At 49.2% G+C, this 16781-nt stretch carries 18 protein-coding genes and 1 riboswitch; of the genes, 8 read left to right on the top strand and 10 right to left on the bottom strand.

What is annotated here, in order from left to right; translation table 11 throughout:
* Window positions 1-18: 18 nt before the first annotated feature.
* Both AB0763_RS16325 and iolG read left to right on the top strand, forming a co-directional pair.
* The gene (locus AB0763_RS16325) at window positions 19-888 is read left to right on the top strand and encodes a sugar phosphate isomerase/epimerase (protein ID WP_306099511.1); all 870 of its coding nucleotides are present in this window, start codon (window positions 19-21) and stop codon (window positions 886-888) included.
* A gap of 11 nt (window positions 889-899) precedes the next feature.
* Window positions 900-1889 (top strand): inositol 2-dehydrogenase, encoded by a 990-nt coding sequence (iolG, locus tag AB0763_RS16330; protein ID WP_306099512.1) that lies wholly within the window; start codon window positions 900-902, stop codon window positions 1887-1889.
* 131 nt (window positions 1890-2020) lie between these two features.
* Here iolG and AB0763_RS16335 read toward each other — a convergent pair whose 3' ends face one another.
* Window positions 2021-2494 (bottom strand): CreA family protein, encoded by a 474-nt coding sequence (locus AB0763_RS16335; protein WP_306099545.1) that lies wholly within the window; start codon window positions 2492-2494, stop codon window positions 2021-2023.
* Window positions 2495-2666: 172 nt separating this feature from the next.
* Here AB0763_RS16335 and AB0763_RS16340 point away from each other — a divergent pair, with 172 nt between their 5' ends.
* From AB0763_RS16340 to AB0763_RS16350, 3 genes are all read left to right on the top strand, one after another.
* A complete protein-coding gene (locus tag AB0763_RS16340; RefSeq protein WP_306099513.1) occupies window positions 2667-3194 on the top strand; it encodes a flavodoxin in 528 nt (175 codons plus the stop codon).
* 681 nt (window positions 3195-3875) lie between these two features.
* Window positions 3876-4475 (top strand): ACP phosphodiesterase, encoded by a 600-nt coding sequence (locus AB0763_RS16345; protein ID WP_306099514.1) that lies wholly within the window; start codon window positions 3876-3878, stop codon window positions 4473-4475.
* Window positions 4476-4508: 33 nt separating this feature from the next.
* Window positions 4509-5774, top strand: a complete 1266-nt coding sequence (locus AB0763_RS16350) for a DEAD/DEAH box helicase (RefSeq protein WP_306099515.1) — start codon at window positions 4509-4511, stop codon at window positions 5772-5774.
* Between the two features lie 33 nt (window positions 5775-5807).
* Here the strand turns inward: AB0763_RS16350 and AB0763_RS16355 are convergent, their stop codons facing one another.
* Complete coding sequence (locus tag AB0763_RS16355; protein WP_306099516.1) at window positions 5808-6446, bottom strand: hypothetical protein; 639 nt, start codon at window positions 6444-6446, stop codon at window positions 5808-5810.
* A gap of 341 nt (window positions 6447-6787) precedes the next feature.
* Here AB0763_RS16355 and AB0763_RS16360 point away from each other — a divergent pair, with 341 nt between their 5' ends.
* Both AB0763_RS16360 and AB0763_RS16365 read left to right on the top strand, forming a co-directional pair.
* A complete protein-coding gene (locus tag AB0763_RS16360; protein WP_306099517.1) occupies window positions 6788-7327 on the top strand; it encodes a cytochrome b in 540 nt (179 codons plus the stop codon).
* Window positions 7324-7893 (top strand): YceI family protein, encoded by a 570-nt coding sequence (locus AB0763_RS16365; RefSeq protein ID WP_306099518.1) that lies wholly within the window; start codon window positions 7324-7326, stop codon window positions 7891-7893. Before AB0763_RS16360 ends, AB0763_RS16365 begins: the two co-directional genes overlap by 4 nt.
* A 208-nt stretch (window positions 7894-8101) precedes the next feature.
* Here the strand turns inward: AB0763_RS16365 and thiE are convergent, their stop codons facing one another.
* The 8 genes from thiE to AB0763_RS16405 all read right to left on the bottom strand — a co-directional run bounded on the left by thiE (window position 8102) and on the right by AB0763_RS16405 (window position 16129).
* Entirely contained in the window at window positions 8102-8716 is a 615-nt protein-coding gene (gene thiE, locus AB0763_RS16370; RefSeq protein ID WP_306099519.1) for a thiamine phosphate synthase, read from the bottom strand.
* A 77-nt stretch (window positions 8717-8793) separates the two neighbouring features.
* Window positions 8794-9591 carry a hydroxyethylthiazole kinase gene (gene thiM, locus AB0763_RS16375; RefSeq protein ID WP_306099520.1) on the bottom strand — a complete coding sequence of 266 codons (798 nt, stop codon included), beginning with the start codon at window positions 9589-9591 and terminating at the stop codon, window positions 8794-8796.
* Window positions 9592-9621: 30 nt separating this feature from the next.
* On the bottom strand, window positions 9622-10308 hold the full coding sequence (gene tenA, locus AB0763_RS16380) for a thiaminase II (protein WP_306099521.1): 687 nt from the start codon (window positions 10306-10308) through the stop codon (window positions 9622-9624).
* Window positions 10305-11273, bottom strand: coding sequence for an ABC transporter substrate-binding protein (locus AB0763_RS16385; protein ID WP_306099522.1), 969 nt, complete (start codon window positions 11271-11273; stop codon window positions 10305-10307). The genes tenA and AB0763_RS16385 overlap by 4 nt, the downstream gene beginning before the upstream one ends.
* A 108-nt stretch (window positions 11274-11381) precedes the next feature.
* Window positions 11382-12191, bottom strand: a complete 810-nt coding sequence (locus AB0763_RS16390) for an ABC transporter permease (protein ID WP_306099546.1) — start codon at window positions 12189-12191, stop codon at window positions 11382-11384.
* Window positions 12184-13113 carry an ABC transporter ATP-binding protein gene (locus AB0763_RS16395; protein WP_306099523.1) on the bottom strand — a complete coding sequence of 310 codons (930 nt, stop codon included), beginning with the start codon at window positions 13111-13113 and terminating at the stop codon, window positions 12184-12186. The genes AB0763_RS16390 and AB0763_RS16395 overlap by 8 nt, the downstream gene beginning before the upstream one ends.
* Window positions 13103-13951 (bottom strand): bifunctional hydroxymethylpyrimidine kinase/phosphomethylpyrimidine kinase, encoded by an 849-nt coding sequence (thiD, locus tag AB0763_RS16400; RefSeq protein WP_306099524.1) that lies wholly within the window; start codon window positions 13949-13951, stop codon window positions 13103-13105. Before thiD ends, AB0763_RS16395 begins: the two co-directional genes overlap by 11 nt.
* A gap of 98 nt (window positions 13952-14049) precedes the next feature.
* Window positions 14050-14157, bottom strand: a riboswitch (TPP riboswitch).
* Window positions 14158-14407: 250 nt separating this feature from the next.
* Window positions 14408-16129, bottom strand: coding sequence for a bifunctional diguanylate cyclase/phosphodiesterase (locus tag AB0763_RS16405; RefSeq protein ID WP_306099525.1), 1722 nt, complete (start codon window positions 16127-16129; stop codon window positions 14408-14410).
* A 259-nt stretch (window positions 16130-16388) separates the two neighbouring features.
* Between AB0763_RS16405 and AB0763_RS16410 the strand changes: the two genes are divergently transcribed.
* Window positions 16389-16655, top strand: coding sequence for a DUF3081 family protein (locus AB0763_RS16410; protein WP_306099526.1), 267 nt, complete (start codon window positions 16389-16391; stop codon window positions 16653-16655).
* Window positions 16656-16781: the final 126 nt, after the last annotated feature.

The following is a 16781-nucleotide window of genomic DNA, read 5'->3' on the forward strand; positions in this document are numbered from 1 at the left end:
GAAAATAAGGAGAGTGCCATGCGTTTTGCTCTACATGGTATGTGTTCGCTGTATTCAAATATTCAATCTGACATTCGCCTAGCCAAAGAAACAGGTTATCAAGGCCTTGAAATTCACACTGAAAAGTTGTGGCGGTATATTCAAGCTGGGTTAAGCGCTCAGCAGTTTAAACAAAGACTCGACCACTTTGGCGTGCTGCCGACGGCGATTGACATCATTGGCCAAGTAGAAGTGACCGACAAAGCGCTACAGGCCAAATTGTTTCAAGAAACCGAAACCCTGTGCCAGTTCGCTCAAGCGATTGGCGCGCCAACCATCCAACTCAATGCGTTTGAGGGGCTCAATGGCTTAACCAGCCAGCAAAATATCGATCTGACGGCGCAAAACATTCGCCAAATTGCCGATATTGGCAAAGAATACGACATTCGCTTTCAATACGAAGGGGCAGCGTGGACTCCGATCGCCAAGCTCGAAGATTACTATCGCCTTCACGATGCGGTAGGCCGAGACAACTTTGGTTTCGTACTCGACACTTGGCATTTATGGGCTTGCCGAGGGGCGACGCTCGAGCAGATTGCCGCGATTGACCCAAGCCTAATTTACAATGTGCATATTTCAGATGGTCTGCGCCCTGACGTTGGCCAAGCCTGGCCAGACGAGCGTGAATTACGGGGCTGTTTGATTGGCGAAGGGCAGATCCCACTGCAAGAGTGGGTGGATGCGATACAGCAAACCGGTTACGACGGCTTTTATTCTGGTGAGTACCTCAATGGGCAGATGTGGGAAGGGGACTACGTCGACATTGCCACGGCGATGTTGGCCGGCATGCAACGCCTTTTTCCACAACCCAAGTCCATTGAGGACGTTTCACTCAGCACAACAGCGTAAACGGGGGCTTTATGTTTAATATTGCTTTATTTGGCGCAGGTCGCATTGGCCAAGTGCACGCGGTGAATATCGATGCCCACCCACAATCGCGTTTGTATTCACTTGTTGAGCCCTTTGATACTTTTGCCAACGCGTTTATGGCTCAGTATCCAGAGGTAAAAAGGCAGACGGTCGACGAAGCGTTAAACGACCCCGCAGTTGATGCGATTGTGATCTGCTCGGCGACGGATACTCACGCCGATTACATTGAACTGGCGGCTAAGCATCAAAAAGCCATTTTTTGTGAAAAGCCGATTGACCTCGATATTGCCCGAGTACGCGATTGTTTGGCGACGGTTGAACGCACTCAGGTGCCATTTTTACTCGGTTTTAACCGCCGTTTTGATCCGCAATTTCGCTTGTTAAAAGAGAAAATGGCGGGCGGCGCCATCGGCAAAGCGGCCTCGGTGGTGATTACCTCACGGGATCCGGCTGCGCCACCGCAGCAATACATTCAATCGTCTGGCGGCCTATATCGAGACATGGCGATCCACGATTTTGATATGGCCTGTTATCTGTTAGGGGAATCACCGTGCGAGATTTTTGCGCATGGTACCTGCATGGTCGATGAGCGGATTGGCGACGCTGGGGACATCGATACCAGTGTTGCCGTGCTCTCTTTTCCATCGGGCGCAACGGCCACCATTCACAACAGTCGTCAGTCCGGCTATGGCTATGATCAGCGCATTGAAGTTCACGGCGAAAAAGGCATGCTGCAAGTGGCGAACATGACGGAAAATTTACTGACCTTGAGTCAAGCGAAGGGGCAACACAGTGCGGTGCCCAAAGCTTTCTTTTTAGAGCGTTATCAAGAGGCCTACCAGCAAGAATGGCAACATTTTGTTGAAGTGCTCGAAGGCAAGCCGGCCTTGTGCGGAGCCCACGATGGCCTCAGAGCATTAGAAATTGCCGATGCGGCGCTTAAATCGTCACGTTGTCACAAACAAGTGACCTTGTCATAGTATCGCAGGTTGTCAGCGTCGCGGTTGCGCGTTACAAGGTCCACATCAATAAGCCACCAGAGTCGGTGGCTTATTTTTTGCGCTAAGCGAGCCAGTCGTTGCTCAGCCAGAGCATCTTACCGACGCGACCCTTAAGATTTGTTGGGGGTACTTGGCTCAACGTATGCGGGTGTGCCCCATAGCGGCACCGTCGACAAACTGTGTTTGAAGCTGCCAGAGGTCTCTTTGGTCGAGTAGGACACATACATTAGAGTTTGATGCTCTTTATCAAAAATACGGCGAATTTTCATTGACTTAAAGAAAATGCTTTTCGATTTTTTAAACACCACTTCCCCTGAGCTGGATTTGTCGATTTTGGCAATCATATCCTTGGTAATGGCGCCGGTTTGACGACAAGCGATGGCGCTATCACTCGGGTCGGCCAGGCTTAAATCCGCTTCAATACTGGCGATGTGGCAGGTGACACCGGGGATCAAGGGATCGACCAGTGAGTTGATTTTAATGTCTTTGGTGGTAAATAACCCCAAAGAAACATCGCCCACTTCATCATCACTGCACGCGGTTAACGCGGCCGCGAGTAACACGGAGAATCCCAGTTTTTTCATCGTTACTGTTTTCATCGTCACTTCATTGTTTGTCATCGATAGTGAAGATAATAGCACAGTGACTTGGCAGCGTAACTAGCAGTCGATGCTGACAAAGGTTGCTCTTGCTGGATAAATGATTGATGATGGGGCGTAAAACCCGTTAAGTGGGAACAGCCTAATTGAGGATGATATGGCAAAGCAAAGTGCGGACAAAAAACTGATCCAACGCAAAAACCAATGGCTTCTCAGCCAAGTTGAGGTTGATTACCCCACCAAGGAAAGTTTAATTGGTCGCGATTTGTATTTTAATTACACCAAGACGCAAGAAACGGTTCAATTGAGCTTAGATAACTTGATGCCAGCTTCGCCTTTGGTCGAAGAGTTTTATTTGGTCGATTTTCACCGTTTGACGATTATTTTCTCGCTGTTGCAATCTCAGCATTGGCCGCAAGAGCGCGATCAAGCCATGGTCCTTGAGTTTTTATCGCAAATTATTTTGGATGGCGAAGTGTCATTGTACGTGGGCTTTCGTCAGCAAGAGGCCATCTGCGCGGCCATTGTCACACAAGAACAAGACGCCTGGCTGATTTCAGACACCGTATCGGCAAAAGGCGGTTTGACCGGGTTGGACATTGCCTACGCGTTGTACCACCATCTGGTTGAGCACGGCGAGAGCGCCGAGCAACTGTATGTCGAATTGCCACACAATATTCATTAACACCAGGGAAGACTTACGTCGCCGTTACGCTGAGGGGGCGGTCAACTTGTTGAGGTGACATTCGGTGGCGGCGTGTTGAGGGGGCGAAAAAGTCATGCGTCGCAAGGTTAGGTGACTAGCGCGAGGGTAACCCTAAAGCGCCCCTTAGCACAAAAGTAAGAATACGTTCAAATTGTCGCAAAATTGTCATCTAGCGCTTGTATTGTTAGCGCCATCGTAGTAACTATATAGGTTGTCGATAAGACATTATTTCCCTATATGGATCATACCAATCTGATGAGCGTATGCACTCGATGTAGCGCAGGAAAATAACTTGAAAATAAGACAAGAGAGGCAGCGGAGTGGTTATTTTACCGTTGATGTCCCGACTTGGTTATCAAGTGTTTTTAATCCGCTAGGGTGGCTCGCTATTGGGTCAGAAGGGTATATCGCTGTTCAAGGAGAACAATGATGATTCAAGAAGATCAATTTAATGATGAGCTAGAGATGCTCGATGCGTTGGAAATTGGCATGTCGTTTCTTGGTGACTTTCACCAAGACATGGAAGGCGAGGCTGAGTAACATCGCGCTGTCCACCCAATGGCATGACAACAGACAGGCGTTGCCGGCAGTCTGGCTGAGTAGCCGACAAACGTTATCATCTGCATGGCAACAGTAACTTGGTGAGCAAAATAACAAACCATGAATTATTTGGCTCACCTTGACATCGCTCACTACTGTCAAAGCGACAAGCTTGGTAATTTGTTGGGTGACTTTGTTAAAGGTCACCCTGATTCACTGCGCTTGCCAACAGTGGTTAAACAAGGCGTCTTATTGCATCGTTTTGTTGACCGATATACCGATCAACACTCGCAAGTTCTTGCGCTTAAAACCTTATTTCCCTCATCGTTACGCCGTTATGCGCCCATTGCCCTTGATGTGTATTGGGATCATTGTTTGGCTCAGTCTTGGTCTCAACGTTACCCCTACAGTTTAGAGGCGTTTTCACAGCAGGCCAAGCAAGAGATTGAACACAGTTGGTATGCGGATGTTCCGAGTTCTTTTTCTCAAGTTCACCACAAGATGTGGTCTCAGCAATGGCTGTTGCAGTATCGCGATCCAGACAGCGTTGATCGGGCCTTGTTGTCTATTGTGCGCCGCCGTCCTCGCTTAGCCCCTTTGGCCGAGACCAGTGAGATTCTCAGCGCCCATCAACAACACCTTGAGCACGTGTTTAACGACTTTTATCCCCAAGTGCTTGCCGCTTCGTCACAATATTTTACTCAATCAATCAAGCAGTGATATGATCCGCGGCCTACTAACTGGAGCGCACCTATGTCACATTCATTTCTCGATTTGGGCTTAACCCCGCAATTATGTCAGCAATTGTCCACCATTGGTTTTCATCAACCGACTGAAATACAAGCCAATGCAATTCCAGTGGCATTGGCGTTAAACAACATGGTTGCGGTGGCGCAGACAGGAACGGGGAAAACGGCTGCCTATGCGCTGCCACTCCTTCATCGTTTGAGTATGCGCCTTGACGAGCCGCAGCCCGGGCCGTTTGCTTTGGTTGTCGTCCCTACCCGAGAGCTTGCGCAGCAGGTTCACGATGATATCCAATCCTACATTGGTGACCAAGATCTGCGCTTAGGCGTGATTTATGGTGGCACCAGTTATCACATGCAAACCAAGCATCAACTCAATCAGTTAGATATCTTGGTGGCCACACCTGGGCGTTTGCTGGATCACTTGCATCAGGGCAATGTCAGCCTTTCTCACACTTGTGCGTTGATACTCGATGAAGGGGATCGCTTATTGGACTTAGGCTTTTTACCTGACATTCAGCGCATCATTAATAAGATGCCAAACCGCGATCAGACGTGTTTGTTTTCCGCCACCTTTGATGAAAAACTCACCCGTGTGACCGAACAGTGGGTCAAAAATGGCGTGCGGATTGAAGTGACCCCGGCCAATACCTCAGCGCAAACCGTGACGCAAAAAGTCATTCAAGTCGACAAGACCAACAAACCGGCGTTGCTCGCGTATTTGATTGGCCGCTCGCGCTGGCAGCAAGTATTGGTGTTTACCAAAACCAAACAAGCGTGTGAGGCGCTAGTGAAATCGCTGAAACTCGATGGCATTAAAGCGACCTTCATCAATGGCGATAAAAGCCAAGGGGCACGTATTAAAGCGTTAGACGATTTTAAACAAGGCAAAGTGCGTGCTCTGATCGCCACCGATGTCGCCGCAAGGGGGATTGATATTCCTAAACTCGACGCGGTGATTAACTTTGAATTGCCTTTTAAACCGGAAGATTATATTCATCGCATTGGCCGAACGGGGCGCGCGGGGGAAAGTGGTATTGCCTTGTCATTGGTCGCCCAAGATGAGGAGGTGCGCTTATTTGAAATCGAAACCTTACTCGATAGCAAGTTGCCGGTGGAGTGGGTGAGCGGTTTTGAGCCGGGTCAAGTCAAGCCTGAGCCGGTGGATGACAGCGAATCGCGCCGCCATCAGCCGCGCGTGAAGCCGCTGACTCGCGCAGAGGAAAAACGGCGCTTAAAAGCCCGTTTGTTAAAGCAAGCCAAGAAACGATAACGACACGGTCAACAGCGCGTCATCGACCATGAGTTATTGAGCCCATTGTAGGACTTTATACATCTGTAAGTATTTATACACGGGCTGTTGTTTTTGTTTCGATTGCAGCGGGTGGCCAATTTTGACGTAACAAGGGGAAATGCCAAAGCGCGTGTTGAGTTGCCAATCGAAGCCCGTGGATGACTCAATCAAGTGTACGCCTTGCTGCTGGTAGTCACTCAGGTTGTCTGGTAAGCGGTTTAACCACCAATGGATCATTTCACGGCTGGTCCGGCCGCGATTGATCCAGTGATCGCTTATCAAAAACAGCAAATCATTGGGCTGGATGGCGTATTGATATTGGGCCTGCCACTGGTGGATTTCACCAATGAGCTTCTCTCGATAGTGGCCGCCGCCACTGACCATGTGATGCGCAATGATCCACACGGTGCCAAGCGAGCACGTCACTCGATATTGGTGCGGTGTATCACTGTTGTGGCTCGTCTCTAGCGGCGCTATCTGGCAAGGCAGTTGAAAGTTGTCCAGTGTGTGCTTCATTCTGCGGCTAAAGGCTTTCGCCAAGTGATGTTGGTTGATGCCCTTATTGTGTACCGCAGGATAATGGTTTTGACAGATCACCAGGCAATCACGCTGAAAATCTCGTACGCTTTGAGTAACAAAATCGAGTAACAAGGCCAGTAGTTCCGTGACTTAGCAATCAAAACAGCTTACCACTGGCCAGGGGCGACTGACTAGCCTTAGCGTCGCGCTTCTTGAAGTGCCTAACAATTTCTCTACTGACGGCGGTTAAGCAAAGATCGTTATATCGCTGTTCATCGTAATCTCTGTCATTACCTAAACCTTGTGGATAGCAAACGGTCTTTGTATTTCAGATTTGATAATTTATTGAAAACGGGAATGAACCTTTGTCGCTATCCTCAATCAAACCTTTCAAAGAATCATTAATCAAATCTTTGAAACTCTTATCATTCATCACTATGATTAAGCATAGGGATGAATAAAAAGGAAACGTCATGGATGAAACGGTATCGACCTACCCAAAGCTTATTCGCATCGTTCACTGGGTATCGGCCTTAGTGGTGATTGCGATGTTTGCCGTTGGCCTGTGGATGGTGGATTTAACCTATTATAGCGCTTGGTATCAAACCGCACCGAATTGGCATCGCTCAATTGGTATTTTACTCGCCCTGCTGACCTTGGTGCGCATGGGGGCCAAAGTGGCGATGCGCTCACCGACAATACAAGGCACGGCGCTTGAGCGGCGTCTTGCTCATAGCGCGCATGGGATTTTATACCTTTTGTTGTTAACCATGTTTGTGTCGGGGTATTTGATTTCAACCGCCGACGGAAGACCCATTGCCGTGTTTAATTGGTTTGAAGTACCTTCGACGGGGCAGTGGTTTGAGCATCAGGCTGATATCGCAGGTAATGTCCATTATTACGCGGCTTGGTGTTTGATTGTGCTGGCGGGCTTTCACGCTTTAGCCGCTTTAAAACATCACTTTTACGATCACGATGATACCTTGAAAAAGATGACAGGAGTCTCTAAATGAAAACATTGTTAAAACGCGTGGCATTATCTGCGCTTTGTTTGATGCCATTGTCGGCTTTTTCCGCTGACTATGTGATTGATACTAGTGGAGCGCATGCGTCCGTGAATTTTAAAGTCAGTCACTTGGGCTACAGTTACATCATCGGACGTTTCAATCAGTTTTCTGGCACCTTTAGCTATGATCCTGAAGCGATTGAAAGTTCCAGTGTGTCTGTAACGGTGGATACCACCAGTCTCGATTCCAATCACTCAGAGCGCGATAAGCACTTGCGCGGCAGTAAATTTATTGATGCGTCCAAATACTCAACGGCGACCTTTGTCAGTAAAAGTGTCGAAGACAAAGGCGATGGTAAATTGTTGATCACCGGTGACATGACCTTGCATGGCGTGACACGTTCAGAAACTTTAGAAGCGAATTTAGTTGGCGCGGGTAAAGACCCGTGGGGCGGGGAGCGAGCAGGCTTTGAAGCTAAGACGCGACTTCAACTCGATGACTACGGCATTAAGCCCGTCGGGGCCACCACTTATGTCGATTTGGATATTGTGTTTGAAGGGATCAAGCAATAATACGCTTGATTGAGTCAGCGAATCTCCTCACTTGTCTGGCTGGGGAATAGAGGGGCAGCACTTTTGTGTTGCCACCTGCTGCACAGGGTTTTGATCCATCTTGGCGTTATCGTTCATCACTACGCCGCTTCATGAGATGACCTCTTATTAAGGCAATCTCATGAGGCGGCCTTTTATGAGGCACTGAAGGGACAATGTCTCTCTCAAATTACGCCATTAAGCTAAGAAGGTATTGGCACCTGGTTTTGGGATCATCGGCATAACAGATGGTTGAGACCAATGCCAAACCGTGTACGCCGGTTTTGCTAAGGGCCGCGACATTGTTTTCGTTTATACCGCCAATCGCAACGATGGGTAGTGTGGTTTGACTGAGCGCCATTTTCAAACCATCAATGCCCCAGTATTTCTGAGTATCGGTTTTGGTTGGTGTCGGATAGATGGCACTTAAGCCAAGATAATCAATCGGCAGCGAATGGGCGGCTTTGAGCTGCTGTTCATTTTCTATCGATAACCCGAGGATCTTATCTGGGCCAATCAGTTTACGGGCGATAGCCACAGGCATGTCCGATTGCCCAAGGTGCACACCATCGGCGTCGACGGCAAGGGCAACGTCAATGCGATCGTTAATGATTAAGGGAACATTCGTCCCTTGTAGAATGTCCTTTACCGCTTGTGCGCGTTCGATGAAAGTGCGTACATCACCATGTTTTTCACGAACTTGCACCATAGTGACGCCCCCTTCAACCGCACTGCGAACCACGCGTTTTAGAGTGGCTAAATCTTGTTTATCATCGGTGACGAAATAGAGTCGATATGGGTTCATTGTTTTTCTCTTAGCCTACCGCGCATAAGGGCGCAGCAGGCGTTTGTATTGTCTGTTGTGTTTTCAGTACTCAGAGCTCAATATTCGGTGACCTTCAGTGCCAGTCGCTTGGTTAATGTGTCCTCATCAAGTTGGTATAACTCGTCAAGCAATGTCACTTGTAAACTGCCTGGCCCGCGACTTTGTTCAGCGGCGATTTCACCGGCGACGCCCAGTATCGCCGCCGCGCTCAAACCGGTGTCATCCCCCACGGCCGCGAAGGCCGCCGTGAGCGCCGTAAGGGTACAACCCATACCCGTTACGTATGGCATCATTGCATCCCCATTGTGAAGAGCGACGATGCGATCGTTTGTCACGATATAATCGGTTTCACCAGACACCACAACGTTCGCGCCATACTGTGCAACCAAACATCGAGCCGCGGCAAGGGCGCTATCACTGCGGTCTAAAGCATCAACGCCTTTACTTTGCGCTTGCTCGCCCGCCAGAGCAATGATTTCCGAACCATTACCGCGAATGATCAGTTTGTTCGCGAGCTGGGCAATTTGTCGTGAGGTTTCGGTTCTTAAATGACTCGCCCCGCACCCCACCGGGTCGAGAACCACGATTTTACCTTTGGCATTTGCTTGCTCAACGGCAAAGAGCATACGAGGTGTCCAGGTACTGTCTAGTGTACCAATGTTGATCACCAGCGCGCCGGCATAAGCCATCATTTCTGCCATTTCTTGCTTAGAATGCGCCATGATGGGCGAGGCGCCTATTGCGAGCAAAGCGTTAGCAGTATTGTTCATCACCACGTAATTGGTGATGTTTACTACCAAGGGTTTTTGTTCACGCACGTCGCTAAGTGCTTGTGTGATCTGTTTTGTTAGCATCTTGTTTCTCCGTTCCATCGTTTGCTACGATCAACCTTGCTGTTTATGGTGGCCTGGTTGCGCATTGAGCCCTTGCTGCCAAAACGCGATTTCCATACGTGTGGCAGTTTTAAAGACGTGGATAAGGTTTTGACCGCGCAGACTATTGAGATCGATCTCAGCCAACAGCTCATTAAAGTGCTCCGCGCCATTGGCAACGGCAGACTGAAATTCTTGACCGCCATAAAGGTGAATCCAACTGGCGTATGGGTTACCCTCGAGGACTGTGTTTTGATCTGTGATCAACCGCTGGCCAATACTGGCATAGCCAATAGAACACGGCGCTAATGCGGCATACAAATCCACTAAATCGCCCGTCATCCCTGCGTCCAGCACGTAGCGTGTGTAAGCCACAGTGCCGACATCTTCCGCTTCGCGCTCTAAGTCTGCTTCCGTTAATCCCCATTGCTGACAATACGTCACGTGATGCGCGATTTCTGAGTCCAACAAAGCATGAACACTCGGTAGCGCGCGGCGCATATCATATAAAGTGCGCGCTTTATAAATGGCTAAGGCATAAGCACGTGCGTATTGTTTGAGAAATAAAAAGTCTTGTTTTAGGTAATGGAGAAAACAAGGCTGAGGGAGAGTGCCCTTGGCTAACTGCTCAACAAAATCATGTTGAGTGTAGGCTTGCCAGTCTTGATGACAAGCTTGGATCAAATCTTGGTATGTCATAATGAATTCGCCTCGTCGTCAAAGCGAGCCACGTAATCTTTTGCTTTTGGCAGCGTGGTAATGATGTGTTGAGCGTACATAAACTCGGCATAATCGTCGTAGCGTTTGAGATCCGCGGCTGAAGGGCGCAGGGCGAAACGGGTTAAGGTGTCATTCCAGGCGCGCTGATTGAGTTCGTTGTTGAGGGTATCGGGCGAGTAAGCGACAAACTCTTGCCAAGCGGCCTTGGGGTGATTAACGATGTAAGTGGTGGCTTGTTCTAACGCTTTGTTGAAGGCTTGGATGGCTTTTTTATCGTAAGTGTTGGCATTGGCGACAAACACCAGTTCGTCATAAGTGGGCACCCCGTGCTCTTCGGGAAAGAAAGCGTGTGCTTGATAGCCCTCTAAGGCCAGTTGATTGGTCTCGAAGTTGCGCAGTCCGCCCCAAATGGCATCGACTTTACCAGAAGCCAAAGAGGACGACAGCGCCCAGCCGACGTTGATGATTTCGACATCAGAATAGTTGACCTGCTCCTGGGCTAGCATAGTGCCGATGGTGGCTTCTTCATTGCCCGCAATCGAAATGCCGATTTTTTTGCCTTTGAGATCGGCAAGGCGGTCAATCTTACTATTGTCTAATACCATCAAGGTATTGAGTGGCGTTGCAATCAGCGTAGCGGTGCGGATCAGTGGCAGACCGGCGGCGACGTCCATGGTCAGGCTAGGCTGATAGGAAATGGCCATATCCACTTTCCCCGCGGCGACCAATTTGGGCGGCGTGCTCGGGTCGGCCGGCTCTTGAAGCTTGACGTGCAAACCTTGCTGTTTAAAGTAGCCGCGCTCTTTGGCAATAATGATCGGGCCGTGATTGGGATTGACGAACCAATCTAACATCAAGGTCAGCTCCTGGTCGGCCGCCATGACGTGGGTTGAAAGGAGTGAAGTGAGTAGTGCGGCGATATTTATCCGTTTGTTTTTGTGCACGGGGTATCTTCCTTTTATCCAGTTTTGTTTAATAAGTTAATAAGTTAATAAGTTAATAAGTTAATAAGTTAATAAGTTAATAAGTTAATAAGTTAATAAGTTAATAAGTTAATGAGTTGATGTGTTTTCCCAGGGAATGGCTTTTTTCAGCAAGGTATCAGTGGTGAAGTAAAGTCCGATCGACAGTAAGGCGAGCAGAAACAGGGCAGCAAACATCTCGTCAATGATCATGCGCGCATTGGCTTGCAACATCAGATAGCCCAACCCTTCACTCGAGCCGACCCATTCGCCGACCACGGCCCCAATCGGCGCGACCACCACGGCAACGCGAATACCAGAGGCCAATGCCGGCAGCGCCGCGGGAAATTGAATATGGCGCAATCGTTGCCATTTTGACGCTCCCATGGTGATGGCCAAATCGAGATAGCCGGTGGGGGTATTGCTTAAGCCGTCGTAACAACAGGTTGTCACCGGGAAAAAAATAATGATGGCCGCCATGACGACCTTGGACGCCATGCCGTAACCGAGCCACAACATTAAAATTGGCGCAATGGCAAATACCGGGATCGCTTGACTGGCAATCAGCATCGGTAACAACCAACGTTTTAGTGGCTCAAACAACAACATTTGTAGGGCAAACACCAAACCCATCACTAAACCAAGCGTGAGTCCAAGTAAGATCTCCTGGGCGGTGACCCAGGTGTGTGCGAGCAACACATCAAAGCGAAAATACAGTCGAGTCAGAACTTCAACTGGAGTTGGCAAAATGAAACTGGGCAGCTTGCACACCACCACAATCACTTGCCAAAGCGCCAATATAACCAAGGTGCTGACGGTTAGGTACAGAGCCGGGTGAGTAACGCGATCTGTTTGACGGTTGTGAGCGGATACCGGCTTGTATTGAGTGTTCTCACGCATCATCTTGCTCCAATTGTTGTAAAATCTGCTGTTGTAAGGCCGCGCTGTCGCTATCGAAAAGGCGAGGTGGTAAGGCGCGAGGCACGGGCAGCGGTTTGGCCTGGGCGGGGTTGCCTTGCAATACATACAATTGGTGAGCGAGGCGCAGGGCCTCTTGTGGTTCGTGAGTGATCAACACCACGGTTTTATCTTGTAGCATGGTGGCGGATAGGGTTTGCAATTTATGACGAGTGACCGCATCGAGCGCCGAAAAGGGCTCGTCCATTAACACAATTGGCTTGTCTTGCATTAAGGTCCGCGCGAGGGCTACGCGTTGGCGCATCCCGCCTGACAGTTGTGCGGGTTTGGCATTGGCATGCGCGGCTAGGCCCACTTTTTCAAGTAAATGAAGGGCTTTTGCTTTGTCTTTGGCCGCGGCGTTGGTGTGTGAAAAGCGCGAGCTTAGGCAGACGTTTTCTAACACATTGAGCCAAGGTAGTAATAAATCTTGCTGCGCCATGTAGGCGATACGCGAATGTATCTCTCCGCCATCGCTGGTGGTGAGTGTGCCTTGCCATCTGACCTGCGTCGGTAATAAACCGGCCAGATAGCGCAAGAGCGTGGTTTTCCCCCCACCACTTCGCCCGAGTAAAACAGTCCACTGCCCAGCGGGGAAGGTGATGTTTAACCTCGCCAGGGTGGCGGTGTCGCTGTCGTGGTATTGCAAACTTGCGTCAGTCAGTTGAATGCCAACCGGTTTTTCCTTGTTGTCATAGGCGCCTTCAGCGCGTTGGTCACGAACACATGCTTCACTTTGGTATGGTTTAGTCGCGCCTTGTTTATCTGCGCTTTGTTTATTCGAGCATTGTTTACTAGTGGATTGTTTACTCGTGGATTGTTCGCGGCGGTTTATTTCGCGGGCGCGGTGTTGATTATCTAACATGGTTGTGCCCGGCAAAAAAGTGATGAACCGGGCCGTGACCACGACCGACGTGTAACTCATCGGCATGGGCAATCGCATGAGAGATATACCGCTTGGCTAAAGCGACGGCCTTGTCGAGTGAGTTGCCTTGCCCGAGGTAGGAGGCGATCGCGGCAGAAAGGGTACACCCTGTGCCATGGGTATTGTTGGTCGGGAAACGCTTGGCGCGAATTGGAGTGGCCGAATGGGGAGTAATCAGGAGATCATTGCTGTTTTGCTCTTCTTCTAGGTGGCCCCCTTTGAGCAAAATGGCCTTTGCTCCCATAGCGCGCAGATCGCCGATCATAGCGTTCATTTGCGCTTCGCATTGAGGCACTGTACGGCCTGTTAATGCCGCGCCTTCTGGTAAATTAGGGGTGATAATATCCGCCAGTGGGATGAGTGTCTCTTTTAAGGTGTCGATGGCGTCCGTGTCGAGTAATACATCCCCGCTGGTGGCAACCATGACAGGATCAAGCACCAAGTGTCGCGGCTGGTATTGGGTGAGTTTGTTCGCTACCGCCTTGATGATATTGGCGTCGGCGAGCATACCGATTTTAACCGCGACGATGTTTAGATCGCTGAACACGGCATCGAGTTGGCTTTCGACATGCGCGATGGGAATGGGGAAGACGGCACTAACGCCTTGGGTGTTTTGCGAGGTGATGGCGGTAATCACAGAGCAAGCGAATCCACCCGTGGCAGAGATGGCTTTAATATCGGCTTGAATACCGGCGCCGCCACCGCTGTCAGACCCGGCAATGGTCAACACAATGGGTGTGGTGGGTGAAGAAAAACTGGGTTGTGACGGCTGCGTCATGTATCGCTCCTATATCAAAACGTATAGGAACTGACTTATGCCGTACGTCATCGCCGATCGGTTTTGCGATGGACGATCGCAAATGGCAGTGGTGCTGAGGCAAAAGGTGCATAGTTCCCTACGTCAGTATTAACTGAATCAGGTTCAACGGGTCTCGAATCTCGATCTCAGCCAACACCTATTGCGTGGCCCCCCGACTATTTGGTTAAAAGAGTAACAGGAAACATCTGTGAAGGGTAGACTTTCTTTTTGAATGAACTGAATGAACTGAATGAACTGAATGAACTGAATGAACTGAATGAGCGGAATAAGCAAAATGAGCACGACTTCTTGCGCGACTGATGTCCAAGCTCGCTGAGTGCCAACAGCAAGAAAAGCTTAGCCCTAGACGTGACAAATTGAGGTGGTGGGCATCAAAATGGTGAACTCATCGCGAGAGGCACTGCGGTATTTGTTTTAGTCTTGATTGTTTTGCGCCAGTTGCTCGCTGATCACGTCCGGGCTTGCAGGGCGACAAAACAAGAAGCCTTGGGCGAAATCAATGCCAATCGACTTGCAATACTCGGCCTGTTGCTCGGTTTCTATCCCCTCGACGATAATGTCTAGATTCAGCTGATGGCCGATACTCACCACCGCCGCCAGTAAAGCGGTCTCGATATGGCTTTCGGGGATGTTTTGAATAAAACTGCGGTCGATTTTTAGATGCGTGACTGGCAAGGTTTTTAAGTAGTTTAATGAGGAATAGCCTGTGCCAAAGTCATCAATGGCAATCTCGACGCCACTGTCTTTTAGGGCTTGGAGTTGCTCGAGTAAATGATGGTTGGACTGAATAAGCGTATGCTCAGTGAGCTCAATGCCAATCTGCTCAGCGGTGAGTTGATGTTCTTGTTTGAGCTGAGAAAATTGTTCAAAAAAGTCGCTTTGGATCACTTGTTTGCCGGACACATTGATGTCTATGCGAAGGTGATGACCTTGCGCTTGCCAGGATTGAGCTTGCTGACAGGCTTGTTTTAAGACCCAATCACCAAGGTGTAGGATCAAATCAGAGCGCTCAGCAATCGGTACGAATACCGCTGGGGAGTTTGGCAGTCGTTCGTCTTGTGGGAACCAACGCAGCAGCGCTTCACAGGCGACGATCTGATGGTTACTTAAATCGTAAATGGGTTGGTAATAAAGAGTCAGTTCATCGTTGTCGATCGCTGCGTGCAACGCTTTGGATAGTGCGTGTTGTAAGAGCATGTCATCGGCCATTTTGGGTGTGAAAACCTGGTGGCGTCCGTGTCCTTGTTCCTTGGCGTGATACATGGCGAGATCGGCGTTTTTTAACAGGGCTTCAGCGCTGTGGCTGTCTTGTGGGTAGTGGCTAATACCGATACTGGCACTGGATAACAGGTTTTCACGACCGATCTGAAAAGGAGATGAGAAGGCCGCCTGGATTTGCTGAAGACGCACTTGTACCTCAACGGTGTGTTGAAAGGGCATCAACAACACAAACTCATCGCCACCAAAACGCGCCAATAATTCGCCCTCGCTGGTGATGTTGCTCAGGCGCTGGGCAACGGCCTTAAGAAGATCATCGCCCCAATGATGACCCAGCGTGTCATTGACTTCTTTAAAGACGTCTAAGTCGATGAAGAAAAGCGCCAATTGACAGTTTTCCCCTTGCTCTTCTATGTGTTGCTTGAGCCGCTCGTCTAAATGACGGCGATTGGGCAGGCCAGTCAATTGGTCGGTGATTGCGCGTTGGCGCAACTCCTGCTGCGCTTGGTATTGCTCACTAAGGTCGACATCGACGCAAAACATTTCTGGCTCGTCGGTGTCTTGTTTGAGCATGATATGAGAGGAAAACACCGGTACATAAGAGCCATCTTTGCGCTGTAAAATCAATTCTGCAGAGGGGATGGCAATGCCTTTGTCTATCCATTGTTGATGTAAAGCGATGACCGTAGGGCGCATGCCTTCTGGGATAATTAAGTCTTCAAGTTTTTGGCCAAGCGCGTCTTCGCGGCGATAACCATAGATCTCTTCACTTGAGCGATTCCAGTGAATGACGCGGCGGTGTTTGTCGTATCCTTGAACCGAGACTTTTGGCAAGGCGTCGAGGAGTTCTATAAATCGACGTTCGGCGATGAGGTGACTGGCTAGCTCACTTGGTTTGGGTTTGTTTTGGGCGGTCATAGCTACACCTATATTCTATTCACATTAGAAGTATAGTCGAGCTTGAGCATTTGATGAGGATCACGGGGACTTTCGCCTATTTGTTGCACGCACAGGTCACAAATTTATCAAAAAAGATCGGGGTTTTCTTCGAGCAAGTGATCGTACTTTTTGTTGTTGACGGAGATCGACTGGGCATTCATTGCGTAACAAGACTGAGCATTGCGTTGAGCGTGGTTTTTTCGGTAGAGTGACCAGTGAGCAATCACAGGAGAAAGGTATGGATATTCAGCTGACAACAAAAGATTTTCTCAGAGTGTTTGAACATATTGTGTCAAAGGGCGAAAACAAAGGAGATAAGCATCAACTTGGTGAGCTGTCCGCTTGGCAAGATTTTGATGGCTATACTTGTTGGCTCAGTTATCGTGATGTGACCGTTACCTTGATGTTTCACGGCAAGTTAAAAGTCGATTATGAAAAAATGGACAATTATGACGATTTATTGATGCGTTGCCGTCGTATTATCCGTGAAAATAACCGTCAATAACGTAGAAAATATCACTGCCCATCACCGTTGACTTTGCTGTCACGAAGGAGAGGCAGTGATTCGCTTTAACGCCTAATATTTAGTCGCAATCACAGTTAGCAGCAATCGCCATCTTTACAGCAATCC

The sequence above is a fragment of the Vibrio sp. HB236076 genome (genome assembly GCF_040957575.1).
Classification (GTDB): domain Bacteria; phylum Pseudomonadota; class Gammaproteobacteria; order Enterobacterales; family Vibrionaceae; genus Vibrio.

Excerpts from the sequence above, each read along its gene's own strand:
- AB0763_RS16325 (WP_306099511.1), top strand. The coding sequence starts at position 19 with ATGCGTTTTGCTCTACATGGTATGTGTTCGCTGTATTCAAATATTCAA.
- iolG (WP_306099512.1), top strand. The coding sequence starts at position 900 with ATGTTTAATATTGCTTTATTTGGCGCAGGTCGCATTGGCCAAGTGCAC.
- AB0763_RS16335 (WP_306099545.1), bottom strand. The coding sequence starts at position 2,494 with ATGAAAAAACTGGGATTCTCCGTGTTACTCGCGGCCGCGTTAACCGCG.
- AB0763_RS16340 (WP_306099513.1), top strand. The coding sequence starts at position 2,667 with ATGGCAAAGCAAAGTGCGGACAAAAAACTGATCCAACGCAAAAACCAA.
- AB0763_RS16345 (WP_306099514.1), top strand. The coding sequence starts at position 3,876 with ATGAATTATTTGGCTCACCTTGACATCGCTCACTACTGTCAAAGCGAC.
- AB0763_RS16350 (WP_306099515.1), top strand. The coding sequence starts at position 4,509 with ATGTCACATTCATTTCTCGATTTGGGCTTAACCCCGCAATTATGTCAG.
- AB0763_RS16360 (WP_306099517.1), top strand. The coding sequence starts at position 6,788 with ATGGATGAAACGGTATCGACCTACCCAAAGCTTATTCGCATCGTTCAC.
- AB0763_RS16365 (WP_306099518.1), top strand. The coding sequence starts at position 7,324 with ATGAAAACATTGTTAAAACGCGTGGCATTATCTGCGCTTTGTTTGATG.
- thiE (WP_306099519.1), bottom strand. The coding sequence starts at position 8,716 with ATGAACCCATATCGACTCTATTTCGTCACCGATGATAAACAAGATTTA.
- thiM (WP_306099520.1), bottom strand. The coding sequence starts at position 9,591 with ATGCTAACAAAACAGATCACACAAGCACTTAGCGACGTGCGTGAACAA.
- tenA (WP_306099521.1), bottom strand. The coding sequence starts at position 10,308 with ATGACATACCAAGATTTGATCCAAGCTTGTCATCAAGACTGGCAAGCC.
- AB0763_RS16390 (WP_306099546.1), bottom strand. The coding sequence starts at position 12,191 with ATGCGTGAGAACACTCAATACAAGCCGGTATCCGCTCACAACCGTCAA.
- AB0763_RS16395 (WP_306099523.1), bottom strand. The coding sequence starts at position 13,113 with ATGTTAGATAATCAACACCGCGCCCGCGAAATAAACCGCCGCGAACAA.
- thiD (WP_306099524.1), bottom strand. The coding sequence starts at position 13,951 with ATGACGCAGCCGTCACAACCCAGTTTTTCTTCACCCACCACACCCATT.
- AB0763_RS16405 (WP_306099525.1), bottom strand. The coding sequence starts at position 16,129 with ATGACCGCCCAAAACAAACCCAAACCAAGTGAGCTAGCCAGTCACCTC.
- AB0763_RS16410 (WP_306099526.1), top strand. The coding sequence starts at position 16,389 with ATGGATATTCAGCTGACAACAAAAGATTTTCTCAGAGTGTTTGAACAT.